The sequence below is a fragment of the Nonomuraea sp. NPDC049400 genome (assembly GCF_044466425.1).
Classification (GTDB): Bacteria; Actinomycetota; Actinomycetes; order Streptosporangiales; family Streptosporangiaceae; genus Nonomuraea.
This window is the reverse complement of the sequence record NZ_JBITMP010000015.1, coordinates 1-22758: the sequence shown is the minus strand read 5'-3', so window position 1 is coordinate 22758 and position 22758 is coordinate 1. Positions and strand designations below refer to the sequence as shown.

24 protein-coding genes, 2 tRNA genes and 1 pseudogene are annotated in these 22758 nt (G+C 70.5%); 20 read left to right on the top strand and 7 right to left on the bottom strand.

The features are described from left to right. The first annotated feature begins 153 nt into the window (after nucleotides 1-153). From lepB to ACIBVN_RS24255, 6 genes are all read left to right on the top strand, one after another. Complete coding sequence (lepB, locus tag ACIBVN_RS24280) at nucleotides 154-609, top strand: signal peptidase I (RefSeq protein WP_397139895.1); 456 nt, start codon at nucleotides 154-156, stop codon at nucleotides 607-609. A gap of 11 nt (nucleotides 610-620) precedes the next feature. Beyond that, nucleotides 621-3506, top strand: coding sequence for a BTAD domain-containing putative transcriptional regulator (locus tag ACIBVN_RS24275; RefSeq protein ID WP_397139893.1), 2886 nt, complete (start codon nucleotides 621-623; stop codon nucleotides 3504-3506). A gap of 74 nt (nucleotides 3507-3580) precedes the next feature. After that, nucleotides 3581-3775, top strand: a complete 195-nt coding sequence (locus ACIBVN_RS24270) for a hypothetical protein (protein ID WP_349452761.1) — start codon at nucleotides 3581-3583, stop codon at nucleotides 3773-3775. A 66-nt stretch (nucleotides 3776-3841) separates the two neighbouring features. Beyond that, nucleotides 3842-4363 carry a MauE/DoxX family redox-associated membrane protein gene (locus tag ACIBVN_RS24265; protein ID WP_397139891.1) on the top strand — a complete coding sequence of 174 codons (522 nt, stop codon included), beginning with the start codon at nucleotides 3842-3844 and terminating at the stop codon, nucleotides 4361-4363. A 14-nt stretch (nucleotides 4364-4377) separates the two neighbouring features. Then, on the top strand, nucleotides 4378-4878 hold the full coding sequence (locus ACIBVN_RS24260) for a hypothetical protein (RefSeq protein WP_397139889.1): 501 nt from the start codon (nucleotides 4378-4380) through the stop codon (nucleotides 4876-4878). Then, nucleotides 4875-6719: an ABC transporter ATP-binding protein gene (locus ACIBVN_RS24255; protein ID WP_397139887.1), complete on the top strand. Its 1845-nt coding sequence runs from the start codon at nucleotides 4875-4877 to the stop codon at nucleotides 6717-6719. The genes ACIBVN_RS24260 and ACIBVN_RS24255 overlap by 4 nt, the downstream gene beginning before the upstream one ends. On the opposite strand, the gene ACIBVN_RS24250 is transcribed toward ACIBVN_RS24255, so the two are convergent. Genes ACIBVN_RS24250 through ACIBVN_RS24235 form a run of 4 tightly spaced genes read right to left on the bottom strand, consistent with a single transcriptional unit; the run spans nucleotide 6680 to nucleotide 10904 of the window. Beyond that, nucleotides 6680-8674, bottom strand: coding sequence for a CehA/McbA family metallohydrolase (locus tag ACIBVN_RS24250; RefSeq protein WP_397139885.1), 1995 nt, complete (start codon nucleotides 8672-8674; stop codon nucleotides 6680-6682). The genes ACIBVN_RS24255 and ACIBVN_RS24250 overlap by 40 nt on opposite strands. Nucleotides 8675-8716: 42 nt before the next feature. Continuing rightward, nucleotides 8717-9226, bottom strand: coding sequence for an NUDIX hydrolase (locus ACIBVN_RS24245; RefSeq protein ID WP_397139883.1), 510 nt, complete (start codon nucleotides 9224-9226; stop codon nucleotides 8717-8719). Nucleotides 9227-9238: 12 nt separating this feature from the next. Then, nucleotides 9239-9982 carry an ABC transporter permease gene (locus ACIBVN_RS24240; protein WP_397139881.1) on the bottom strand — a complete coding sequence of 248 codons (744 nt, stop codon included), beginning with the start codon at nucleotides 9980-9982 and terminating at the stop codon, nucleotides 9239-9241. Continuing rightward, nucleotides 9963-10904, bottom strand: coding sequence for an ATP-binding cassette domain-containing protein (locus ACIBVN_RS24235; RefSeq protein ID WP_397139879.1), 942 nt, complete (start codon nucleotides 10902-10904; stop codon nucleotides 9963-9965). The genes ACIBVN_RS24240 and ACIBVN_RS24235 overlap by 20 nt, the downstream gene beginning before the upstream one ends. A gap of 18 nt (nucleotides 10905-10922) precedes the next feature. Between ACIBVN_RS24235 and ACIBVN_RS24230 the strand changes: the two genes are divergently transcribed. From ACIBVN_RS24230 to ACIBVN_RS24205, 6 genes are all read left to right on the top strand, one after another. Next, nucleotides 10923-11129: a hypothetical protein gene (locus ACIBVN_RS24230; protein ID WP_397139877.1), complete on the top strand. Its 207-nt coding sequence runs from the start codon at nucleotides 10923-10925 to the stop codon at nucleotides 11127-11129. 35 nt (nucleotides 11130-11164) lie between these two features. After that, the gene (locus ACIBVN_RS24225) at nucleotides 11165-11686 is read left to right on the top strand and encodes an AAA family ATPase (protein ID WP_397139875.1); all 522 of its coding nucleotides are present in this window, start codon (nucleotides 11165-11167) and stop codon (nucleotides 11684-11686) included. A 50-nt stretch (nucleotides 11687-11736) separates the two neighbouring features. Next, nucleotides 11737-12699, top strand: coding sequence for a GH25 family lysozyme (locus tag ACIBVN_RS24220; protein WP_397139873.1), 963 nt, complete (start codon nucleotides 11737-11739; stop codon nucleotides 12697-12699). A 75-nt stretch (nucleotides 12700-12774) separates the two neighbouring features. After that, entirely contained in the window at nucleotides 12775-13302 is a 528-nt protein-coding gene (locus tag ACIBVN_RS24215) for a C40 family peptidase (RefSeq protein WP_397139871.1), read from the top strand. 72 nt (nucleotides 13303-13374) lie between these two features. Then, the gene (locus tag ACIBVN_RS24210) at nucleotides 13375-13605 is read left to right on the top strand and encodes a transposase (RefSeq protein WP_397139869.1); all 231 of its coding nucleotides are present in this window, start codon (nucleotides 13375-13377) and stop codon (nucleotides 13603-13605) included. Nucleotides 13606-13644: 39 nt separating this feature from the next. After that, a tRNA-Thr gene (locus ACIBVN_RS24205) sits at nucleotides 13645-13717 on the top strand. Nucleotides 13718-13804: 87 nt separating this feature from the next. Here the strand turns inward: ACIBVN_RS24205 and ACIBVN_RS24200 are convergent. Continuing rightward, nucleotides 13805-14308, bottom strand: coding sequence for an HAD domain-containing protein (locus tag ACIBVN_RS24200; protein WP_397139867.1), 504 nt, complete (start codon nucleotides 14306-14308; stop codon nucleotides 13805-13807). 347 nt (nucleotides 14309-14655) lie between these two features. Here ACIBVN_RS24200 and ACIBVN_RS24195 point away from each other — a divergent pair. From ACIBVN_RS24195 to ACIBVN_RS24165, 7 genes are all read left to right on the top strand, one after another. Continuing rightward, nucleotides 14656-14729: transfer RNA gene (locus ACIBVN_RS24195), tRNA-Met, on the top strand. Nucleotides 14730-14800: 71 nt separating this feature from the next. Further along, nucleotides 14801-14965 carry a 50S ribosomal protein L33 gene (gene rpmG, locus ACIBVN_RS24190; RefSeq protein ID WP_019632658.1) on the top strand — a complete coding sequence of 55 codons (165 nt, stop codon included), beginning with the start codon at nucleotides 14801-14803 and terminating at the stop codon, nucleotides 14963-14965. 241 nt (nucleotides 14966-15206) lie between these two features. Beyond that, nucleotides 15207-15656, top strand: a complete 450-nt coding sequence (locus ACIBVN_RS24185) for a MaoC family dehydratase N-terminal domain-containing protein (RefSeq protein ID WP_349452749.1) — start codon at nucleotides 15207-15209, stop codon at nucleotides 15654-15656. 1 nt (nucleotide 15657) lies between these two features. Next, nucleotides 15658-16086: a MaoC family dehydratase gene (locus ACIBVN_RS24180; RefSeq protein WP_397139865.1), complete on the top strand. Its 429-nt coding sequence runs from the start codon at nucleotides 15658-15660 to the stop codon at nucleotides 16084-16086. A 100-nt stretch (nucleotides 16087-16186) separates the two neighbouring features. Beyond that, nucleotides 16187-17227, top strand: coding sequence for a hypothetical protein (locus ACIBVN_RS24175; RefSeq protein ID WP_397139863.1), 1041 nt, complete (start codon nucleotides 16187-16189; stop codon nucleotides 17225-17227). Between the two features lie 11 nt (nucleotides 17228-17238). After that, nucleotides 17239-18276: a UDP-N-acetylmuramate dehydrogenase gene (locus ACIBVN_RS24170; protein WP_397139861.1), complete on the top strand. Its 1038-nt coding sequence runs from the start codon at nucleotides 17239-17241 to the stop codon at nucleotides 18274-18276. 222 nt (nucleotides 18277-18498) lie between these two features. Beyond that, nucleotides 18499-19065, top strand: a complete 567-nt coding sequence (locus ACIBVN_RS24165) for a TMEM165/GDT1 family protein (protein ID WP_397139859.1) — start codon at nucleotides 18499-18501, stop codon at nucleotides 19063-19065. Between the two features lie 27 nt (nucleotides 19066-19092). Here the strand turns inward: ACIBVN_RS24165 and ACIBVN_RS24160 are convergent, their stop codons facing one another. Both ACIBVN_RS24160 and ACIBVN_RS24155 read right to left on the bottom strand, forming a co-directional pair. Continuing rightward, complete coding sequence (locus ACIBVN_RS24160) at nucleotides 19093-21948, bottom strand: ATP-binding protein (RefSeq protein ID WP_397139857.1); 2856 nt, start codon at nucleotides 21946-21948, stop codon at nucleotides 19093-19095. Nucleotides 21949-22063: 115 nt separating this feature from the next. Further along, nucleotides 22064-22210, bottom strand: a complete 147-nt coding sequence (locus ACIBVN_RS24155) for a hypothetical protein (RefSeq protein ID WP_397139855.1) — start codon at nucleotides 22208-22210, stop codon at nucleotides 22064-22066. A 186-nt stretch (nucleotides 22211-22396) separates the two neighbouring features. Here ACIBVN_RS24155 and ACIBVN_RS24150 point away from each other — a divergent pair. After that, nucleotides 22397-22758 (top strand): annotated as a pseudogene (locus tag ACIBVN_RS24150) (deoxyribose-phosphate aldolase); the annotation flags it as partial.

Genomic DNA, 22758 nt, shown 5'->3' with positions numbered 1-22758 from the left:
CCGGCGGGCGCTCTCGTCGCGGCCGCCGCGATCGGCTTCCTGTTCCTGTGAGCCCATTCCCTACGACCGAGCTTGGTTGACAGCCGCGAGAGCCAGCGGAGATCTTTACCTGTTAAAGATCACCTTCCCTGGGGGTCGGCGGTGGAAGAGCGGATGAAGCTGATCAGCATGGGGTTGCTCGCCGGTGTCGTCGTGGCGGCGGCCTGCGCATTGGTGGCCCGCCGGCGCTACGTGGTGGTCACCGTCGAGGGGATGAGCATGGCCCCGACACTCAACGACGGCGACCGGGTGCTCGTCCGGCGGCGCCAGATCGACCAGGTGTCCAGAGGCGATGTCGTGGTGCTCGAGCCGCCGCTGGATCCCGCCGGGCGGTTCATGCCCGGACCGCCCGGGGCGGACGGCCGGCACTGGAACATCAAGCGGGCGGTCGCCCTGCCGGGAGACCCGGTGCCGCCGGGAATCGGCGCAGATGGGGACCGCGTGCCCGCGGGTGCGCTGGTGGTCTACGGCGACAACCCCGACAGCGTCGACTCGCGGCAGCGCGGCTTCTTCGAGGCCGATCGCCTGCTCGGGGTCGCGCTGCGACGGTTGGGCGGGTCGGCCCTGTAGGCCGGCGTGACATGAAGTTCCGGCTTCTCGGGCCGCTGCGGGTCGAGGACGGCGGCTCGCCGACGGTGATCACAGCGCCCAAGCAACGAACCGTGCTCGCCATGCTGCTCGCCCGGGCGGGCCACGTCGTCCCGATCCGGTCACTGGTGGCGGAGGTCTGGGACGACCAGCCGCCCCGCTCCGCCGTGGCGAACCTGCGTACCTACCTCATGCGGCTGCGCAAGCTGGTGCCCCCCGCCGCAGACCCGGCCGTCGAGCGCCTGGTCACTTCGGACGCCGGTTACCTGTTGCGGGTCGAGCCCGAGGAATTCGATCTCTTCCAGTTCGAGGCGCTGTCCGCGCACGGTCGCCAGGCGCTGGCCAGGCGCGACCTCAGCGCCGCCCTGGACGCCTACACCCGGGCTCTCGCGCTGTGGCAGGGGATGCCGGCCGAGGACGTGCCGCTGGGGCCGACCCTGAGGGAGGTGGTCGCCCGCCTCAGCGACCACTACCTGAGCGTGGTGGAGGAGCACGCGGAGATCCAGCTCGCCCTCGGCAGGTACGCGACCGTGGCCTCGCGGCTGCGCGAGGTGATCGGGCAGTACCCGCTGCGCGAACGACTGTACGGCCAGCTCATGGTGGCCCTGTACCAGAGCGGCGACGTGGTCGGCGCGCTGGACGCGTTCGGGGCGGCCCGCCGTGTCCTCGCCGACGAGCTGGGCATCGACCCGGGCCCCGATCTGCGTAGATTGCAGCAGTCGATCCTGCGCAGGGACTCCACCCTCCTGTCGGAGGAACCCGTCGACGACGGGCGGCCCCGGCCACGTCAGCTTCCACGGGCGCCGACCGTGTTCGTGGGCCGCTCGGCCGAACTCGCCCGGATCCACACCGTGCTGAACGCCGATGCGGGGCCGCCCGTGCTGGCACTGCACGGCCCCGGCGGGGTCGGCAAGTCGACGCTGGCCTTGAAGGCCGCCTACCGGGTGGCCGACCGGTACCCCGACGGCCACCTCTACGTCGACCTGCAGGGATCGACGCCGGGCCTGTCGCCGTTGCGCTCCGCCGAGGTGCTCGGCCGCTTCCTGCGCGCTCTCGGGGTGCCTCCCGGCGAGGTCCCCGCGGTGCCGGCGGAGGCGGCCGCCCTCTACCAGTCGCTGCTGGCCGACCGGCGCGTCCTGGTGGTGCTCGACAACGCCGTCGGCGCCGCCCAGGTGGCCCCCTTGCTGCCGGCGGGCGGCGGCTGCGCGGCGCTGGTCACCAGCAGGACGGCGCTCACCACGCTGGACGCCGTACCGATCGCCGTGGAGCTGCTCGACGAGGAGCAGTCGGTGCGGATGCTGGCGTTGCTGGCCGGGCAGGGGCGAGTGGCCGCCGAGGCGGAGGCGGCGGCCGAGATCGCGCGCTGGTGCTGCCGCCATCCACTGGCGTTGCGCATCGCCGGCGCCCGCCTCGCGGGCCGGCCGGACTGGTCGCTCGCGAGCTTCAACGAGCGCCTGGGCAACCAGCAGCGGCGGCTGGACGAGCTGCAGGCGGCCGACCTGCGCCTCCGCTCCTGCTTCGAGGTCGGCTACGCGACCCTGACGAGCACCGCGAGGACCGCCTTCCGCCTGTTCGGCGTGCTGGAGGTGCCGGAGGTGGGCGTCGAGCTCACCGCGGCGCTGGTCGACGCCGACCAGAAGGCCGCAGAGGCCGCGCTCGACGAGCTGGTCGAGGCGCGCCTGATCGAGCCGGTCGGCAAGAGCCGGTTCCGCATGCACGACCTGCTGCGGCTCTTCGCGGCGGAGCTGGCCGCCGCCCATGATCCGCCGAAGGAACTGGCCCTGGCCGTGGGGCGCGCCCTGGACTGGTACCTCGGCCTCTGCCACCAGCTGCGCGATCTGCTGCAGCCGCACCTGCGATCCGGCGGCGAGAGCAGGCAGAGCCGGCGCGACCCCGGCCTGGTCCTGGGCGACCCCGCCGCGGCGGTGCGATGGCTGGACGTGGAGCTGCGGTGCCTGGTCGCGGCCGCCGTCCAGGCCGCGCGCGGTGAACCTGACGTGGCGCGCTTCGCCATCGAGCTGATGACCCTGGTCAAGGCCATGGCGATGAAGAGCGGCTACTGGCGCGAGCTCGAGACCATCGCGCGGCTCGCCATCGAGGTGGCGCGGCGCGACGGCGACCGCGCCGCGGAGGCGGCCACGCTCGCGACACTGGGGCTCCTGGAATGGCGGGCCGGCCAGGTCGAGGAGGCCGACAACCTCCTGCGGCGGGCTCCCGGGCTCTGGCGCGACCTGGGGGAGCGCGAGGAGGAAGGGATGGCGCTGCACAACCTCGGCTGGCTGCGCATGCAGACCGGCGATCTCAGCGCGGCCCTCGGCCATATCAGCGCGAGCCTGCGGCTGCTCAAGGCGCACGGGTCGAAACGCGTCGGACTGGTCAGCCACAACCTGGGCGAGGTCCTGCTCCAGCTGGGCCGGTACACCGAGGCGGCCGATCGCTTCGAACGGTGCCTGACGGTCCGCAAGGCCGATCGCGACCTGCCCGGCGAGAGCATCACACTGGCGGCGCTCGGCCGTGCCTACTGCCTGCTCGACCACCGGGACAAGGCGCTGGCCGCGCTGGATGAGGCGCTGGCCCGCTGCGAGCAGACCGGCAACAGGGAGGACGAGTGGGAGGTGCTGCTCAGCAGGTCCGAGATCCGGCTGCGGGACGGTGCTCCCGCCGCGGCAGAGGCCGACCTGGCCAGGGCCCTGGAGCTGACCACCCAGATCGGTGACGCGTACGGCTACGCCGCCTGCACCCGCCAGCTCGCCAGGGCCCGCACGGCGGCGGGCGATCCGCGTGCCGTGGAGGACGCCCGAAGGGCCGAGGAGCTCTTCGCCGATCCGGCGATGCGGCGGAATCCGGTGCTGGAAAGGCTGCTCACCGCCCAGGTATAGAGCGGCTGTATCGGCCGCTGTATCTCCCCCGAATAGCGTTTCGGCCTGACCGCATCGCTACACAAGGAGCGAACATGACTGCTGTCTTGGGCAAGCTCGGCGACAGGATTCTCGACCGGCTGGTGCCGAAGGCGTCCGCCAAGGCGGCCGCCGAGTGGTACGTGCACTGCTACTGCAGGGAGCGTTCCGACTTCAGGAAGATCTGCACGACCGCCGGCGGCACGACCCGCTGCGGGTCCTGCTACGCGTTCAGAATCTGCGGCGGCTAGGCAGCACACGCGAGCCGGCGGCGGCGTCCACCGCCGCCGCCGGCCCCCGAACGCGAGGGTGACGACGTGCTGTATCTCATGATCATGTGCCGGGCGCTGCTGGCGGCCGTCTTCGCGGTCGCGATCGCGGGGAAGGTCCGCGGCCGCTCGGCGTACGACGAGTACGTGTCCTCGATCGTGGTCCTCAAGATCCTGCCGCGAACCGTGTCCGTCATGGCCGCGCACGCCCTGGTGGCGGCGGAGGCCGCGGCGGTCGTCCTGCTGGCGCTCCCGTGGACCGTACCGCTGGGGTTCGCGGCCGCCGTGGGGACGCTCGCCGCACTGACCGGCGGCATCCTCGCCGCCCTGCGCCGGGGGCGGCAGGCGCCGTGCCGGTGCTTCGGCGCCTCCGTCACGCCGCTCGGCCGGCCACACGTGATCCGCAATCTCGTCCTGTTGACGGCCGGCGGCATCGGGCTCGCCGCCTGGGCCGTAGCTGGTGCGTCCCCGGCGCATCCGGCCGGTGTCGCGCTCGCGCTCGTCGCCGCCGCCGTGGGCGCTCTGCTCGTGGTGCGCCTCGACGACCTGTTGGAGCTGTTCACCGCCTGAATAGGGGTTGTCCGATGCCTTTTCTGATCGCCGCCGTCGTGCTGGTCGGCATGCTGTGCCTGTTCGACCTGGTGCTCACGTTGGCCGTGCTGCGCCGGCTCCGCGAGCACACAGCCGAGCTGCAGCGCCTCGCGGGGACGTCGACGACGCTCATGCCGTACGATCCCGGCGTGCTCGTCGGGCGCACGCTGCCGCAGGACATGGCCGGCCCGCGGCTCGTGGGGTTCTTCGACATCAGCTGCGACACCTGTCACGAACGCGCGCCGCAGTTCGCGGTGGAGGCCAAGGACCAGAGCGCCCTGGCGGTCATCGCCGGCGACGCCGGTGAGGCCGGCGACCTGATCGACGTGCTGGGCGGCGTGGCGAGCGTCGTCACGGGCGATGACGCGCTCCGCATCGTGCACGCTCTCGGCATCCAGGCGTTCCCGACGTTCCTGAGGGCCGACCAGGACGGCAGGATCGTGGCCGCCGACACGGATCTGGACGACCTCGCCGCCGTGGTGCCGGCGACGTGACCGAGCCCCCGGACGCCGGGCGCGGCCCGCTGCGGCGCGCCGCGACCCTGGCGCTGCTGTGCTGGCAGGCCGGGCCGGTGCTGGCGCTGTCCCAGCTGGGGGCCACCGTCCTGTCCGGGCTGCTGCCCACGGGCACCGTGTGGGCGACCAAGCTGCTCGTCGACGGGCTGACGACAGGCCGGCCCGAACGCGTGCTGCCGCCGGTCGCAGGACTCGTCGTGCTGGGGCTGGTCGCGGGGGTGCTGCCGCACCTGACCGGCTACCTGCGGGCCGAGTCGGACCGCCGGCTGGACCTGTTGCTGCAGGAACGCCTGTACACGCGGGTGAACGAGTTCCACGGCCTGTCCCGGTTCGAGAACCCGGTGTTCCTCGACGAGCTGCGCATGGCCGCGCAGGCGACGGGCAACGCGATGGGGCCGATCACCTCGGGCCTGTTCGACCTCGGACGCAACGTCATCTCCCTCGCCGGGCTCCTCGTCGCACTCGCCGTGCTGAGCCCGCTCATGGCGGGCCTGGTGGCGCTCGCGGCGCTGCCCATCCTCGCGGCGCGGATGTCCCTGGAGAAGCGGCGGATCAAGATGATCGCCGGGCAGTCCGCAGCGGCTCGGCGGCAGATCTTCTACTCCTCCCTGATCACCGACGTGGAGGCCGCCAAGGAGGTCCGGCTCTTCGGGCTCGGCGACTTCCTCAAGCGCCGGATACTCGGCGAGCTGGCCGTCGTGCAGGCAGGAGAGCGGCGGCTGGACCGGCGGGAGGCGCTCACGCAGTCGGCGCTCGCGGCGCTCTCCGCCGCGGTCAGCGGCGCCGGGCTGCTCTGGGCGGTGTACTCCGCCCTGGCCGGCCGGCTCACCCTCGGCGACGTGACCGCTTTCGCCGCCGCCGTGGCCGGGACACAGGCCGCGCTGGTCGCCACCGTGGACAACGCCGCGAACGCACGCCAGGCGCTGCTCCTCTTCGCCCACCACGAACGGGTGATGGCGCTGCCCGGCGACCTGCCGACGCCCGGGGAACCGACGGCGCTGCCCGCGCTGCGCCGCGGCATCGAGCTTCGCGACGTGTGGTTCAGGTACGACGAGAGCCACCCCTGGGTGCTGCGCGGGGTGGACCTGACGATCCCCCACGGCGCCTCCGTCGCGCTGGTGGGACTCAACGGAGCCGGCAAGAGCACGCTGATCAAGCTGCTGTGCCGCTTCTACGATCCGTCCCGCGGCGCGATCCTCTGGGACGGAGTCGACCTCCGCGACGTGCCACCCGCCGAGCTGCGCGCCAGGATGGGCGTGCTGTTCCAGGACTACATGAGCTACGACCTGACCGCGGCGGAGAACATCGGCGTGGGCGAGATCGAGGCCATGTCCGACCGCGCCAGGATCCAGGCCGCCGCCGAGATGGCGGGCGCGCACGAAACCGTCCAGGCACTGCCCCGGGGCTACGACACCATGCTGAGCCGCATCTTCTTCGGCCCCGAGGACGACGACCCGCAGACCGGCGTGATGCTCTCCGGAGGCCAGTGGCAGCGCCTCGCCCTGGCCCGCGCGCTGGTGCGCGAGCGCCGCGACCTGCTCATCCTCGACGAGCCCAGCTCCGGCCTGGACGCGCAGGCCGAGTACGAGATCCATCGGCGGCTGCGCGAGCACCGCGCGGGCCGCACCAGCCTGCTGGTCTCCCACCGGCTCGGGGCGGTCCGCGACGCGGACCTGATCGTGGTGCTCGGCGACGGCCGGATCGTCGAGCAGGGGACACACCAGGAGCTCATCTCCATGGGCAACCGGTACGCCCACCTGTTCGACACCCAGGCCAGCGGCTACCGGGAGGGCGCCGACGCCGCCCGGCGGACGGGCTGACCGCCGCGGAGCCTGGACTCGTACACCTCGCGGGCCTGCTCATGCAGATCCCGGTGGGCGGCGCGCTGCGCGGCCGAGCTGAACTTGCCGTCCGCTTCCAGCAGCGGCTCCAGGAGATCCAGCCAGCGCAGGCACCACTCGACGTCGGCGCGCCTGGCGACGTGGTCCCCGACGTACACCGGGCTGGTGTGCGCGTAGACGCCCGCGGGATGCAGGGACCGGGGATGCGGCCCGCCTCCCGCCACGGCCACCACGTAGGTCGGTTCGCGCACGGTGAGCTCGGCGGTGAGCAGGTGGGGGCCGCCCTCCGCGATGACGCCGTCGGTGGTCCTGATCTGGAGCCACTCCACCTCGGGGCCGACGGTCCGCGCGGTGATCACGACGGTGTCGCCCTCGGCCGCCCGCATCGTGTCGCCCGGCTGGTGCCCGCCGACGTCGAGCTCGAGCCAGGGTCCCGTGGTGGCGAACGTGCGGCCTCGCCGTACGGCCGCGGCGAAGGAGCCCGCGGTCAGCGGCCCGTCGACTCGCGCGTACACCCGCTCCCAGCCCGGCGGGCTGGAGGCGGTGCCGCGCCGGGAGATGGACAGGACCGCGTCGGTGCCGGCGGTCAGCGCGAGCCGGTTGCCGGCCCCGACGAGCCGGCGATAGACCACGGCGGTCGCCTGGATGGAGGAGTGATTGAGCACGTCCAGGGCGTCGATCAGGCCGAGCGCCGCGTCCACCACGATCTCCCTGCCCGAGCAGTTACGACCGGCGGCGACGGCCCGCTCCGGAGGGTCGGTGTCGCTCAGATCGGTGTGGAACGGGTGGCCGTAGCCGGTGAGCGCGCCCAGGCCGCGCAGCTCCGCCAGCGGTGCGCTGTTGGGATGTGCGTCCGGACTGTCGCCGAAGCCGCTGTGGAAGCGCGTGGGCACGCCGGTGAGGCCGAAGGCGGTGAAGTGTCCGAGCAGGTCATTGCGGTATTCCACGCCGAACCGGGCGACGTGCTGCTCGTCCGACCACGGCAGGTCCCGCCCGGCCCACTCCTCCAGCAGTTCGCGGTCGTAGACCCGCTCGCCCGCCACGTTGCCCGCGACCAGGTTCAGCACGTGCAGGTCCTCGCCGAGCTGCGCGGCGGCGGCCCGGTCCGGGGTCGCCGGCTCGTCGCCCATCCAGTTGAGGTGGACGTGCAGGTCGCCGCCGTACCAGCCGCGGGCGGCCGCGTCGTAGAGGCGTTCGGGCGTCAGTTCCACGGTCAGCTCCTCTCCCGGTGAGGGCGCCACCTCGACCGTGGCGGAGCCGTACTCCATGCCGCGCGTCACGGAGATCGTGAGGCGCTCGGCGGGGACGTCGACCGCCAGGTCGTCGCCGTGGAAATACGGTCTGCGGTGGGCGTCCAGCGCGCGGACCGCGCCCCGTGGATACCAGCCCTGCCCGTCCTCGCTGGTGACGGTCCACCTGCACGGGAACCCGGCGCGCAGCCGCACGCGGGCCGCGGGCGCTCGCCTGGTGAGCCCGGCGAGGTCGATGCGTCGCCCGGCGATCACCGTGCCGGCGCTGGTGATCGGCACCAACTTGGCACCTCCCGGTGGAACGACGTGCGCGACGCCGTCGACCAGCACCGTGACCTCCTCCGCCGTGCTGGAGTCCAGCAGCAGCGTGGTCTGGAGCGGCGTGTCGTCCAGTACGGCCAGCGTCCGAGCCTCCAGCCGGGCTCCTTCGGGAGTGAGGCGTAAGGCCGCCAGGTTGTCCAGGACGTCGCCGCCCAGCGCGTCTCGCACCACGCGGTCCAGGTCGAGCTCGCCCATCCGCGCGTCCATGTCGCGGCGCGCCCCGCCGAGCTGGCGGAAGCACGCGGCCCAGTAGTCGTAGCCGTTCATGAGGTAGGCGCTCGTGCGCACTTCCCCCACGTAGGGGATCAGTGCCTCACCCCACGTCACCCCGTGTCGGTCGAGCAGCCGGCGGTACTCCTGCACGGATTCCTCCCGCAGAGTGTCGGAAGCAGGGCCTGAATGCCCTTATCCCAGAGACTCGGCCGCTCCGTCCAGGAGGGACAGCCAGGTGCGGTCGGGGCAGAGACGGTTGATCTCGGACGGCTGCAGCCAGGCCGCGCTGCTGCTCTCCGAGCCCGCCGGTGGCCGGGTCGGCGGGCCCGGGTGGGGGAGACGGACCCTGAACATCGCCATGTACGTCAGAGACGGGTAACGGTAGTCGGCGGGGGCGGCGTCCAGGAGCTCGATGCGCTGCCAGGCGAAGTGGGACAGGGCGGAAACGGGCAGGCGCAGGCCGGTCTCCTCGTACAGCTCCCGGGCTGCGGCCTCGCTCGCCGTTTCGCCGGGTTCGAGGTGGCCGCCAGGGATGTCCCAGCCCCGGCCCTCCTTGTCCACGCAGGTCATGAGGGTTCTGCCGGTCTGGTCCGAGACGAAGGCGAACGCCGACGTGGTCTTGTCCAGGGGCGGGAGCTTCTGGGAGAGGACCACGTCGAGCCGGTGCCGTACGGGGATCCAGGGGACCGTCAGATGAGTCACCCCTCAAGGGTCTCAGACGCCCTGGCGCATGGCGCGGTTGCCCAGATACAGGCCGATCGCGGCTATCGCGCAGGCGGCGGCGGTCCCGTAGAGGATCGAGGGGCTTGTCAGGTTGCCGGCGAAGAGTGCTCTCTGGGCGTCGACGATGTACGTGACCGGGTTGACGTACCCGAGCCCGCGTAGCCAGGCCGGGGCCGTCTCCATGGGGAGCAGCACCCCCGACAGGAGCAGCAGCGGGAAGAGGACCGACTGGCTGACGACGTAGAAGAGCGTGCCGCTGGGCGCCGACTTGATGGCCAGGACGAACGAGAGCGCGCCCAGGCCGACGCTGAAGACGATCAGCTGGACCAGGCCCGCCAGGACGCCGGCCACGTGCAGGTCGAAGCCCAGGGGGAGGGCCAGGAGGATGATCAGCACGGCTTGCGCCAGGAGCACGACCATGGCCTTCACGGTGCGGCCCACCAGCATCGCCGTGCGGTTGAGCGGGGTGACCAGCATGCGTTCCATCGAGCCGCCGATCAGCTCGACCAGCAGCGTGTAGCCGGCGCCCATGGGGCCCGTCAGGCACATCATGACCAGGATCCCCGGCACGAACCACTGCCACGACGACCCGACGGCCCCGTCGAGCTGCGACCCGAACAGGAACAGGAACAGCAGCGGCTGCCCCATCTCGAAGAGCAGGCCGACGGGCTCGCGCACGACTGGCTTGAACTCGCGGCTGAAGACGGTGGCGGTGTCACGCAGGAATGTCGTCATCGGTGAGGCTTCTCCCGGTAAGAGCGAGGAACACGTCGTCGAGGGTCGGACGGGCGGTCTCAGCGGTGATGACCTTGATGCCGGAGCCGTCCAGGGTTCTGAGGTAGTCGGGGAGTGCGGCGGCCGCGTTGGGGACACGCAGGCGCACGGTCGTGCCCTCCGCGCTGCCTCCGCCGATCCCGGCGGCCCTGCGCGCCTCCTCCTCCGTGCTGGTGGCGATCGTGATGTGGTCGCCGGCCAGGTCGTTCTTGAGCTGCTCGGCGGTGCCGTCCGCGATGATCCGGCCGTTGTCGATGATCACCACGCGTTCGGCCATGTTGTCGGCTTCCTCCAGGTAGTGGGTGGTCAGGAACAAAGTCGTCCCGAACGCCTCCCGCAGCCGGAGGATGTGCTGCCAGATCTCCGCGCGGCTCTTCGGATCGAGTCCGGTCGAGGGCTCGTCCAGGAACAGCAGGTCGGGCCGGTGGATGAGGCCGAGCGCGATGTCCAGGCGGCGGCGCTGGCCGCCCGAGAGCGTGCCGGGCGCCCGCCGGGCCAGCGGCGTGAGGTCGAGCAGGTCGAGCAGCTCGTCCGCGCGAGTGGCGGCCTGCTTGGCGGCGAGGCCGTAGCAGCGGCCCTGGGTGACGAGCTCGTCGCGGACGCGGAAGCTCTCTCCCGCACTGTTGCGCTGGCCCACGTAGCCGATGCGGGCACGCACGCCCGCCGGGTCCTTGGCCACGTCGTGACCCGCCACCGTGGCGGTGCCCGACGTGGGCGGCAGGAGGGTGGTGAGCATGCGCAGCGTGGTGGACTTGCCCGCGCCGTTCGGGCCGAGGAAGGCGACCAGCTGGCCTTCCTCCACGTCCAGGTCGATGCCGCGTACGGCTTCCACCCTCTCCTTCTTGACTTTGAACACTCGGGTCAGTCCCCGGGCATGGATCATGGTCGCCCTCCTCCGGGCATGGCGAAGAAACCCCTGGTCGGGGGCGCGATTGAGGATCGAACCAAGTTTGTGCAGCCCGAATCCGCTTTGGCAAACGCGAACATGACGTTCATAAACCGCGCCCACCTGCGAAAACGCCGTCTCCCGTCGTTGCCGCTGACGGCGAATTTCAGGGCGCTGAGGTGCGGTTTTCCGGTTCCGTGGCAGATTTTCGGCCGCTTCTGACACCATGCTGGGCCATGTGCCGCTTGGTGGTGTTGGTGAACGGGTTGCCTGGGGCGGGCAAGAGCACGCTCGCGCGGGAACTGGGGCGGGCGCTCGGCCTGCCGGTCTTCAGCAAGGACGACCTCAAGGAGACGCTGGCCGACATGCTGGAACGGCCTCCCGGGGTGGCGGAGCGGGAGTGGAGCAGGCGGCTGGGAAGCGCCGCCGGCGAGAGCTTGTGGACGCTGCTTGCGAGCGCCGGGCGCGGCGCGGTGCTGGAAAGCCCGTGGCCGGCGCCGCTGCGACCGGTGGTGCTCGCCGGGCTGGAGCGGGCGGGCGTCGAGGCGGCGACGGAGGTGCGCGAGGTCTGGTGCGAGGTGCCGCCCGAGCTGGCCAGGCGCCGGTACGAGCGGCGGGTGCGGCACGCGATACACGGCGACGCCGAGCTCGGCGACGAGCGGTGGCATGAGTGGGTGGCAGGGGCGCGGCCGTTGGGCCTCGGGGCGGTCTATTGCGTCGATACTTCGAAAGCAGTGGATATTGCGGGACTTGCGGCGTTGTGTGCGGCTCCGCAATGATCTGCCGCGTGAAACGTCTTTGGTTATTCGCGGTAATTGCCGCCTTAGGGATGGGCGGGGTCGCCGAGGCGGCCGATGGCGTTCCCGGGGTCGACGTCAGTAACTGGACGGGCGACGTCGACTGGGAAAGCGTGGCCTCAGGGGGCGGGAAGTTCGCGTTCGTCCAGGCCACCGAGGGGACGAACTACCGGAACCCGCGTTTTGACGCGCAGTACGGCGGCGCCGCGAACGCGGGCCTGGTCCGGAGCGCATATCACTTTGCGCAGCCACACGAATCCGACGGGGCAGCCCAGGCCGACTATTTCCTCCAGAACGGCGGCAACTGGACCAGCGACGGCCAAACACTCCCCGGCGTGCTCGATATCGAGGACAACCCGTACAAGGACAAGAACGGCAAGAACAACTGCTACGACTTGTCCACCGAGGACATGGTCACCTGGATCAAGGACTTCACCAAGAAGTACCGCGAGGCGACCGGCCGCCACGCGATCATCTACACCACCACGAGCTGGTGGCAGACCTGCACGGGCAACTCCGGCAAGTTCAAGTCCAACCCCCTCTGGATCGCCCGCTGGGGCGACGATCCCGGCGAGCTGCCGAAGAGCTGGAAGAGGCACACGTTCTGGCAGTCGGCCGACAAGGGCACGCTGGCCGGCGGTCAGAACTCGTTCAACGGCTCAGAGTCCCAGCTGAAGGAGCTGGCCAACCCTCCGGCCGAGGTCGCGGTCTCAGGGGTGGCCAGGAACAGGAAGACGTACACGGTGACCGTCTCGAACACGGGTCCACACCCCGTCAAGGACGTCAGGGTGTCGGGGCGGACGTTCGGCGGGCAGCGCGTGGTGAAGGCGCCCGGGTGCAAGTTCAGCGGTACGGCGGTGCTGTGCCAGGTCGGGGAGCTGGCGCGGGGGCAGAAGGTGACGTTCACGATCACCACCAAGCCCTCCAGGTCGAAGGGTACGGTCGGGATGCACGTCACGGTGGGGTCGGTGAAGCTCACCCTCAAAGCCGGATGAAACCCCCAAATCGACATAAATCGATATAAGGCATGATGGATTCCTGGGAGCCGTGGAGAGCTGTCGGGGGTCGGGATGAGGCGGTGGCGGTCGGCGGCCGTGGTGGCGGCGCTGGTCCTGGCGGGCGCCACTGCCTCAGTGCCGCTCGGGCTGCACGTGCCGGCGAAGATCGTGCGGATCGCGTACCAGATCGAGCAGCGCGGGATCGTGTACTCGTGGGGCGGCGGCCACGGCGCGGAGCCGGGGCCGTCGACCGGGACCTGCGAGGGTTATCGGGGGAAGATCAGGCCCTGCCCCGCCACGCGGACGCGCGGGCTCGACTGCTCGGGGTTCGCGCGGTGGGTGTACGCGCTGGCACACGGGTCGGACGTGCTGGGGCCGGGGAACACCAACGATCACGTACGGCGGATGCGCCGGGTCTCGGCGGCCATGCCCGGAGATCTGGTCTTCTTCGGGAAAAAGACCAAAACAGGAGTTAAAACGCACCATGTTGGCATCTATCTCGGCGGCGGGAAGATGATGGACGCCCCCGAGACCGGTGCCGTGGTGCGCGTCGACGACATCGCGTGGAGGAAGGACTTCGCGGGCTTCTATCGGCTCTGAACTGATTTGATATGCCGGTAACGCGTGTGGCGTGGCAAAAATTGAGAGACCTGGCGGATACTCTGTGCCGCTATGGAAAGGCGATGGGTCGGCCTTGACGGCTACGAGGTCGTGGGCTTGGTGCATGGCGGGCGGCAGGTGCTGCGGGTGCGCCGGCACGGGTGGGTGGTCGCCGACTGCACCTCTGTCGCGGAGGTCGCCGCGCACGTCGACCTGGCGGATCTGTGCGAGGTCATCGAGTTGCCGGTGCGGCGCCGGGCGGAGGAGCACGCGGAGGCCAGAACGAGTTCGCATCATCGGTGAGTGCCGTGTATGGTTACACCTGTCCGCAGCGCCGGACAGGCCCCTATAGCTCAGTCGGCAGAGCGTCTCCATGGTAAGGAGAAGGTCAACGGTTCGATTCCGTTTGGGGGCTCCCAGCTGAACAGGTAAACGCCCGGGTCCAAGGAATCTTGGGGCCGGGCGTTCGGCTTTGTTAGCGATTTTCGAGCGACGAGGACCCTTAACCAAGCGGGAGGGCGGCAAGCCACTCGGCGGCCTGCCGAATGTGCCGCTCCGTCAGCCCTTTGCGCGGGCCGACATCGATGATGCGGAACGCTCCCACGCCGTCGTGGTCCTTCAGGTACCGGCGGTCGGCGCGGTCGAGGTCGTCGTCGAACCACACGAACGGCCTGCGCGTCACGTACTCGGCGACGGGTGGCGTCTTCGGGTGCACGCCCGGCGCGTCCGGTCCGGAGTTGACCAAGATGACGGGCAGTTCGGGTAACCCCATCAGGGGGCCGATCGCCGTGTTCGCGTGGTGCTCCCACGTCGTCGCCCACACCAGTTCGGCGCCGGTCTCGTGGGCGAGCCGGAGCAGCATCGGGCCGTGCTCCGGGTTGAGGTGCACCTTGAATGTCCCGATGCCGGAGACGGCGTCGTGGGTCTGCCAGTGAGGTCCTTGCCGCCGCCACGGGTTGAGGACGCCATCGACGTCCAGGAGGATCAGCGGGCGCGTCTCAGCCATCGGTGACGGTCTCCTTCGGTAGGGCGGTGCGGAGGACTACGGCGGTGACTACCTGGACAGCTTGGCGCGGAGGAGTGTCCTTGGAGAAGGCGCGCGGGCGGTCGGCATGGCCAAGCACAACGTCGTGCGGGCGCTTCGCGCCCCCCGACGGTCGCTGCTACGCTGACCTTCGCCATGGCTTGAGGCGATCCGGGCCGTTCGGGGGTGGACGGCGCCGGCTGTTAATGGATTTCGGTTGTCGGGGGTTCCTGAGGCATACTGGGGGCACCCCACCCGTTCGGGCGAGTTACGAATGTGCTCGCCGCGTCGGGTATCCTCTACGGGGCTGGGATCCTTACCGGCCCAAAGGCGGAGTAGCTCAGTCAGGCAGAGCAAACGGCTCATAATCGTTGTGTCGCCGGTTCAAGTCCGGCCTCCGCTACTGCCCATCCCCAGGTCGACCGACCTGGGTACGGGCGTGTCCATGTCCCGAACGTAGAAAGGCACTCCCAAGTGGCTGCCACCGACGTTAGGCCGAAGATCACGCTGGCCTGCCAGGAGTGCAAGCACCGCAACTACATCACGCGGAAGAACCGGCGTAACGACCCGGATCGGCTTGAGCTGAAGAAGTACTGCCCCAACTGCCGCTGCCACCGCGCGCACCGCGAGACCCGCTAGGTCTCCGGGCAGGGCTTCCGCCCGGCTTGCCTCCCATATCGCACAACCGGCGTCCCGCCACGGGGCGCCGGTTTGTCGTGTCTGCATATGGGCTTCGCCCCCCACGACCTGGCCGTACGGCGGGGTGATCGGGCGGGGCGAGAAGATCGGCAAAATCAAGATAATCAGCGGCGACAGCCGAACCTTGTTCTGTTACCGTCGGCCTCACCAGCGCTCGTTGGAGACATACGAGGGAGCACTGATGGCCTTGAACCGTGACTTCGTGGGCAGGACCTATCCGCCCAGCGCGCCGTATGAGGTCTGCCGGGTGAAGATCAAGGAATTCGCGGCTGCGATCGGTGACAACAACCCGCTCTACCGGGACAAGGAGGCCGCCCAGGCAGCCGGGTATCCCGATGTGATCGCGCCGCCCACGTTCCCCATCGTGTTCAGCCTGCAGAGCGGCGGCGAGGCGCTGGTCGATCCCGACCTCGGGCTCAACCTCGCCATGGTCGTCCACGGCGAGCAGCGCTTCGAGTACGTGCGACCGGTGTGCGCCGGGGACGAGCTCGTCATGACCGCGACGATCACCGACATCCGCACAGCCGGGCGCAACGAGCTGCTGACGATCAGGAGCGACGTGACGACCGTCGGCGGCGAGCCGGTCTGCGTGACCTACAACACGATCGTCGAGCGCGGAGGGGCCGGTTGAGATGGCTGCCACGGTGAAGTACGACCAGGTGGAGGTCGGGCAGGAGCTCCCGCCCGTGGACTACAACGTGCGCCGGCTCAACCTGGTGATGTATGCCGGGGCTTCGGGCGACTTCAACCAGATCCACTGGAACGAGCGGTTCGCCAAGATGGTGGGGCTGCCCGACGTGATCGCACATGGAATGTACACGATGGCGCAGGCCGGGCGGTTCGTCACGGATTGGGTCGGGGATCCTGGGGCGGTCGTGGACTTCGGGGTGCGGTTCTCGTCGATGGTGGTCGTACCCGATGACGACCAGGGGGCGACCGTCACGGTGAGCGGGGTGGTGGAGGAGAAGCTCGAGGACAAGCGGGTGGTCATCGGGCTCACCGCCAAGTCGGGCGACGCGCAGGTGTTGTCCAAGGCCCGGGCGGTGGTCCAGCTGTCCTGACCGGGATGATATTCCGGGCGGCTATCGGGTAGCGCGTTTGCTTATGAAAGAAGCTGCGCGACAGGTCTGGCCCTCGGTTCGATCGATTCCTGTCTCCGCCGTGACCGATGCCAAGCCGCCCGCGCACCTGCGGCCCCTGCGGGCCGAGCAGGTGGCGGGGAGCTCCGGCACCGGGCGGGACACGGCGGGCGGCGCGGGCGCCGGGACCGGGGCCGGAGAGAACACTGGGGCGACCGGGGTCGGGACGGCGGGTGTGCGGCCCAGAGGTGCCCACGCTCGGCTCAATCCCGCCGCCGAGCTGGGCTTCTCCGGCGACCCCAGCCAACAGGGCGACACGGGTGAGGCCATGGTGCACGCCCAGCGCACCTGGGACGGCACGCTGGCCACCAACCGGCTCGACGCGCTCGGCGTCGACCTGGAACGTCAGCGCATGGAGACCAAGGACGTCACCGTCAGCGTGAGCCTGCTCGTCGACGGCTGGCCCGTGGACGTCAGGAAGAGCGTGCAGTCGGTCATCGACCACACGAACGCGCGGGTGCTCGCCCTCGACCTGGGCGACATCGAGGGCTCCGGCGGCGTGCTGGACGAGCTGGCCGACCGGTATCCGGACCGGATCGCCGTGTGGCACGTCACTGAGCTGCCGCACTGGCGAGGGGGCACGGCGACCTGGGGCGAGTGCCGTACCAAGCTGCTGCGGCTCGACGAGGCGGAAGTCCACGTGCTGATGGACACGGACATCGTGCTGCGCGGCGACGCGCTGACCCCGCTGGTCGCGGCGGTCGCGGAGGGCGCTGTGGCGGCCGGGTGGCGGGGCGTGGAGCTCCCCGAGGGCGCCCGGCGGGGCGTGGAGCTCGCGGAGGGCGCCAGGCGGCAGGCGGCGGAGCCGGGGAAGGCGCGGGCGCTCACCGGGGAGCTCATGGCCGTACGCCGGTCCGCGGCGCTGGGGGCGCTGCCTGAGGACGCCAACTACGGCAGGAACGCCGATCTGGAGCTCTCGCTCGCCCTCCACGGAGAGCTGGTCGTCCCCGAGGAGCCCCTGCCGGTGGCGCGCCTGGGAGCACACGACGTCGACGCCGACTACGAGGAACGGGAGTCCCGGCGCAACTATGACGCCGTGCTTCACATAATGGGCACCTCATAAGCTAGTTGCCCATGGAGATGCTTGCGCCGTACACCACGCTGCGCCTTGGCGGCCCCGCCCGCGACTTCGCCGAAGCGGCTACGGCGGAACACCTCGTGTCCCTGGTGGCCGAGGCGGACATGAACGCGGTGCCCACGCTGGTGCTCGGCGGGGGCAGCAACGTCGTGGTGTCCGACGAGGGGTTCGACGGGCTGGTCATCAAGGTCTCGACCCAGGGCGTGGCCGTCTCGCGCGACGGCGAGCAGGTGCTGGTCACGGTCGAGGCGGGGGAGGACTGGGACCCGCTGGTCGCCCGCGCCGTGGCCGAGGGCTGGTCGGGCATCGAGTGCATGTCGGGGATCCCCGGGCTGGTCGGCTCGACACCCATCCAGAACGTCGGCGCGTACGGGCAGGAGGTGTCCCAGACCGTCCGGTGCGTTCGTGCTTATGATCGCCGCACCCGGCAGGTGGTGGATCTGGAGGCGCGGCAGTGCCAGTTCTCCTACCGTGACAGCGCCTTCAAGCGTGACCTGGCGCGGTATGTGGTGCTGGCGGTGACGTACGCGCTGGATATTTCGGAGATGTCCGGCCCGGTGGCGTACGAGGAGCTGGCGAAGAGGCTGTCCACGGAGGTCGGCGGCCGGGTGCCGCTCGCGCGGGCCCGAGAGGCCGTGCTCGCGCTGCGGCGCGGCAAGGGCATGGTGCTCGACCCGGACGATCCCGACACGCGCAGCGCCGGCTCCTTCTTCACCAACCCCGTCCTCTCGCCCGAGGAGGCGGAGGAGCTGGCGGCACGCGCTCCTGGGCATCCGCGCTGGGAGCTGCCGGACGGCTCGGTCAAGGTGCCCGCCGCGTGGCTGATCGAGCAGGCGGGCTACCCGAAGGGGTACGAACGCGGGCCGGTACGCATCTCCACCAAGCACACCCTGGCGCTGACCAACCCAGACGGCGTCGCCACCACCGGTGACCTGCTCGCGCTGGCGAGGGAGGTCAGGGACGGGGTGCGGGAGAAGTTCGGGGTCACGCTGGTCAACGAGCCCGTGCTGGTCGGCTGCTCCCTGGCGGAATAGGCGCCCGACACGGGCTGTTATGGTTGGTTGGAATTACCGAGGGGGAGTAGTCCCAATCGCGTGATCGACACACTGGCGCTTCCCCGCGCCCGGTCACGCGGGCCTTCACGGGCGGACGAGACCTTCGGCCTGGTAGCCATCTGACAAGACGCTGCCGGGCCGAAGTCGTGCCCGAAAACTCCCCGGGTCCTGCTTCCGGCCAGGCCGCGCGGAAGAGGATCGTTGGAAGCCTTCTGGATCAGTCTCGCCGCCATTTTCGTGGCCGAGCTGGGCGACAAGAGCCAGCTCATGGCGATGACGTTCGCGACCCGTTTCAAGATCTGGCCCGTCCTCGCGGGCATCACGATCGCCACGACCGTCGTGCACCTTCTCAGCGTCGCCGTGGGCGGCCTCATCGGGGACGCGTTGCCGACGACGGCCATCTCGGTCGTGGCGGGGCTGGCCTTTCTCGGGTTCGCCGTGTGGACGTTGCGCGGTGACGAGCTGACCGAGGACGAGGCGAAGAAGGCCCAGCGCACCACCAGGAACGCCCTGGTCGCGGTGACCGTGGCGTTCTTCCTGAGCGAGCTGGGTGACAAGACCATGCTGGCCACCATCACGCTGGCGACGCAGCACGGCTGGGTCGGCACCTGGATCGGCTCGACCGTCGGCATGGTCGCGGCGGACGCGCTGGCCATCCTGGTGGGACGGCTGCTGGGCAAGCACCTGCCGGAGAAGATCATCCGGTACGGGGCCGCCGCGGCGTTCGCGGTGTTCGGCGTCGTGCTGCTCGCCGAGGCGCTCGTCTGAGCCGGGTCGCCGGCTGAGGCGCGCGCCCTAAGAGGACAGCAGGGACAGCCGGTGGGCCGCGGCGGCGGCCTCGCCCCGGGTGGTGACGCCGAGCTTGCCCAGGATGTTGGACACGTGCACGCTCACCGTCTTCGCCGAGATGAACAGCTCGGCCGCGATGTCCCGGTTGGTCCTGCCCTGCGTCACCAGCCGCAGCACCTCCAGCTCGCGCGGCGTCAGCAGCTCGGAAGGCTCCTGCGCCGGCTGGACCCCGCCCACCCGGCGCGACAGGGCCTCGATCTCCTCGATCAGCGGGGTCGCGCGCAGGGCCTGGGCCAGCGGGAGCGCCACCTTCAGCCGGGCCGCCGCCCCCTCGCGGTCGCCCCCGCGGGCGCTCACGGTGGCCGCCCGCAGCAGGGCCTTGGACTGGTTGTGCGGGCGGCTGAGCCGCTCCCACGCCGCCGCCGCGGCGTCGAAGTCGCCGCTGTAGGACAGCCGGTACGCCTCTGCGACAGGACCGATGACCGACAGCTCGGCCGCCACCTCGGCGGCGTGCTCGCGTACCGTCGCCGCCCTGCCGGGCTCGATGGCCTCGGTGGCGTCGCAGACCACGCGGAGCAGGGCGAGCAGCCGCCAGCTCAGCATGGCCTTGCTCGACTGCCGGGGGTGGGCCAGCACCCGCTCGGCCACGGCCAGCGCCGCCCCCGGTTCGCCCCGGAGCAGGTGCCAGCCGATGTGCAGGCGGGCGTTGCTGATGATGTCCTGGACGAACTCCTCCGGGCGGTCCTTCAGCACGCCGAGCTCGGACAGGATGCCCTCGACGAATTGCACCTCACCCCTGGCCAGCGCGATGTCGGCGCGTGTGCGCAGCATGGCGTATCTGTTGCGTAGGACGGGGCCGTGACTGAGCGCGCCTTCGATGATCTCGATGGCCTCGTCCCAGCGGCCGAGCGACTCCAGCACCTCGGCCCAGTTGTTCTTGATGAACAGGCCGCTGCCGCGCAGCCTGCCGTACTTCTTGGCCAGCTTCCAGCCGTGCTGGGCCAGGCGCAGCGCCTCCTCGTGGCGGCCTATGTCGATCAGCGAGTCGATGTTGTTGCCGATCGCCCTGGTGATCAGGCGGCCCGAGCCCTCCGCCGTGCCGATCGCCAGCGCCTGCTCGTTGAGGGCGATGGTGGACTCGATCTCGCCGTTGAGCGAGTGGCCGAGCGCCTGGTTCATCAGCAGGTCGGCTTCGAGGCAACGGTCGCCGTGCTCCCTGACCAGGCGCAGGCCCTCGGCGATCAGCTCGCTCGCCTCCGCGATCTCGCCTCTCAGCATGAGGTGGCGGCTCAGCACCGTGACGACGTCGGCCCGGTCGAGGCCGTTCTCGGGCACGAGCCGCAACGCGTGCCTGAGGTCCTCGATGACGCCGAGCTGGCCCTTGGAGCTCTTGAACGCGGCCCGCCGCACGATGAGCTGCGCGACGCGGACCGGCTCCTTCGACTCGTCCAGCTCCGACAGGGCTGCCTTGACGAACTTCGCGCCTTTGTCCGCGTCGCCGCCGGCGTTCGCGGCCTCGGAGGCCCGTTCCAGCACGGCGGTGTAGTCGGCGCCGATGAGCTCGGGCGCGTCGGGCACCCGGTCCCAGAGCATGAGCACGCGTTCGAGCAGCGGGACCGCCTCGGTGTACGCGAACGCCTTGAACGACTTCTGCGCCGCCTCCCACGCGGAGATCAGCGCCCAGGTGTCGTTGCGGGCGCCGTACCAGTGGTGTGCCAGCTCGACGGCGGCGCGGCCAGGCGGGACGAGCCCGCGGTCCTTGGAGATCTCCTCGGCGAACCTGGCGTGCAGGCGCTGGTGCTCGCCGGGCAGCAACTCGTCGTGCACGGCCTCGCGGATGAGGGAGTGCCTGAAGACGTACGCGCGGGTGTCGGCGATCTGCAGGACGTTGCCCGCGATGGCGGGGCGCAGCGCGGTCTCCAGCTCGATGTCGGACAGGCCGCTCACGGCGGCCAGCAGCTTGTGGCTGACCCGGATGCCGCCGGCGGCGGCGACGCGCAGCAAGCGCTGGGTCTCCTCGGGCAGCCGCTCGACGGAGTTGAGAATGAGGTCCTGCAGGGACTCGGGGAACGTGCAGTCCTCGCCGCCCTCCAGCAGGGCCTCGACGAACAGCGGTATGCCCTCACTGCTCTCGTAGACCTTCTCGACCTTGGCGTATTCGGGCACCATGCCGAGGATGCCGGCCATCTGCTGGGCGACTTCGTCCCTCGACAGGCGGGGCAGGTCGAGCCGGTGCACGCCGTTGACCCTGCCCAGCTCGGCGAGGACCGGCCTGAGCGGGTGCTGGCGGTGCAGGTCGTCGGAGCGGTAGGTCATGAGGATCAGCACCTGCGGGGCGTGCAGGTTGCGGCTGAGGAAGGCGATGAGGTCGCGGCTGGACCTGTCGGCCCAGTGGATGTCCTCGATGACGAGGACGGTGGGGCGGACGGCGGCGAGGCGCTCGAGGAGGGTGAGGAACTGTTCGAAGAGCCGGGCGCGACCGGTGTCGGTCTCGCCGTCGCCGCTCGGCTCGCCGAACTCGGGCAGCAGCCGGGCCAGATCGCGCTCGGCCCCGTCCGGCAGCAGCCCGGCGACGGCCGCCGGACCCTGCTCCCTGACGAGCTGCCGGAGCGCGGCGGTGAACGGCGCGTAGGCCAGGCCCTCCGTGGACAGCTCCACGCACCCGCCGAACAGCACGTGCGCGCCGCCGGCCTGGCACTGCTCGGCGAAACGCTGGACGAGCCTGGTCTTGCCGACCCCGGCCTCGCCGCCGAGCAGGATGGACGTCACCGTGCCTTTTCGGGCCTCGTCGAAGCTTTCAGACAGAGCCGCCAGCTCCTCTTCCCGCCCGACGAAGACGGGACTGACAGAACGTCCCCGCATGTCATCCAGCATGTCATGCCCGTTCGATTACTTTCGACGCTTTTATGGGGCTGCCTTTAAGGAGGCATAGAGGCCCGGCCACAAGGGAGGTGGTGGCCGGGCTCTCGTGAGGTGGTCATGAGGAACGGCGCTTGCCGAAGACCGAGCGGCGCTCGGCCTTGTTGGCCTGCTCCGCCTCGCGTACGAGCCGGTGCTCGGCGGCGGCCTTGCGCAGCTCTCGCATGGTGCTCTTCATGAGCTGGTACTCAAGCTCGTGATGCATGGGGTGTCTCCTGAAATTTCGTGCTTCTTGCTGACACCTTTAAGACTCGGGCTAAGGCCCCGCCTCCCACATCGGGTGGATGCCTTATCTCCGGCGCGGAGCGGCGTACGGCATGCCCTAGGCATGGGCGCCAGGGGTCTAAGGCGGTCCGGTTTGGAGCTCTAGGGCGTGGTCGGCGATGCTGTGATGGTGTCAACTGTGACTACCTCGCTCGCGGACGTGACCTCTTCGGAGGCGGCGTTGCGAGCTTTCCTGCATGGCCTGCCCGGGGTTGACCGGGTGGGCGCGGATCAGCGGGCGGCGATGCTGGGCACCCGTTCGATCAAGACCACGGCCAAGGCGCGGGCGATTGACCTGGCCATCTCCATGGTCGACCTGACCACCCTGGAAGGGGCCGACACGGCGGGCAAGGTGCGGGCGATGTGCGCCAAGGCCGTGCATCCGGGCGGTGGTGCTTCCCGGGTGGCGGCTGTGTGCGTCTATCCCGACCTGGTCGCGGTGGCCGCCGAGGCGGTGCGTGGTTCGGGGGTGAAGGTGGCCTCGGTGGC

Bases quoted from the DNA above. Each gene is read 5' to 3' on its own strand.
- ACIBVN_RS24220 (WP_397139873.1), top strand. From the start codon at position 11,737: ATGGGCGGGGTCGCCGAGGCGGCCGATGGCGTTCCCGGGGTCGACGTC.
- ACIBVN_RS24155 (WP_397139855.1), bottom strand. From the start codon at position 22,210: ATGCATCACGAGCTTGAGTACCAGCTCATGAAGAGCACCATGCGAGAG.
- ACIBVN_RS24180 (WP_397139865.1), top strand. From the start codon at position 15,658: ATGGCTGCCACGGTGAAGTACGACCAGGTGGAGGTCGGGCAGGAGCTC.
- ACIBVN_RS24270 (WP_349452761.1), top strand. From the start codon at position 3,581: ATGACTGCTGTCTTGGGCAAGCTCGGCGACAGGATTCTCGACCGGCTG.
- ACIBVN_RS24230 (WP_397139877.1), top strand. From the start codon at position 10,923: ATGGCGAAGAAACCCCTGGTCGGGGGCGCGATTGAGGATCGAACCAAG.
- ACIBVN_RS24215 (WP_397139871.1), top strand. From the start codon at position 12,775: ATGAGGCGGTGGCGGTCGGCGGCCGTGGTGGCGGCGCTGGTCCTGGCG.
- ACIBVN_RS24160 (WP_397139857.1), bottom strand. From the start codon at position 21,948: ATGCGGGGACGTTCTGTCAGTCCCGTCTTCGTCGGGCGGGAAGAGGAG.
- ACIBVN_RS24170 (WP_397139861.1), top strand. From the start codon at position 17,239: ATGGAGATGCTTGCGCCGTACACCACGCTGCGCCTTGGCGGCCCCGCC.
- ACIBVN_RS24240 (WP_397139881.1), bottom strand. From the start codon at position 9,982: ATGACGACATTCCTGCGTGACACCGCCACCGTCTTCAGCCGCGAGTTC.
- lepB (WP_397139895.1), top strand. From the start codon at position 154: ATGAAGCTGATCAGCATGGGGTTGCTCGCCGGTGTCGTCGTGGCGGCG.
- ACIBVN_RS24235 (WP_397139879.1), bottom strand. From the start codon at position 10,904: ATGATCCATGCCCGGGGACTGACCCGAGTGTTCAAAGTCAAGAAGGAG.
- ACIBVN_RS24200 (WP_397139867.1), bottom strand. From the start codon at position 14,308: ATGGCTGAGACGCGCCCGCTGATCCTCCTGGACGTCGATGGCGTCCTC.
- ACIBVN_RS24275 (WP_397139893.1), top strand. From the start codon at position 621: ATGAAGTTCCGGCTTCTCGGGCCGCTGCGGGTCGAGGACGGCGGCTCG.
- ACIBVN_RS24210 (WP_397139869.1), top strand. From the start codon at position 13,375: ATGGAAAGGCGATGGGTCGGCCTTGACGGCTACGAGGTCGTGGGCTTG.
- ACIBVN_RS24260 (WP_397139889.1), top strand. From the start codon at position 4,378: ATGCCTTTTCTGATCGCCGCCGTCGTGCTGGTCGGCATGCTGTGCCTG.
- ACIBVN_RS24185 (WP_349452749.1), top strand. From the start codon at position 15,207: ATGGCCTTGAACCGTGACTTCGTGGGCAGGACCTATCCGCCCAGCGCG.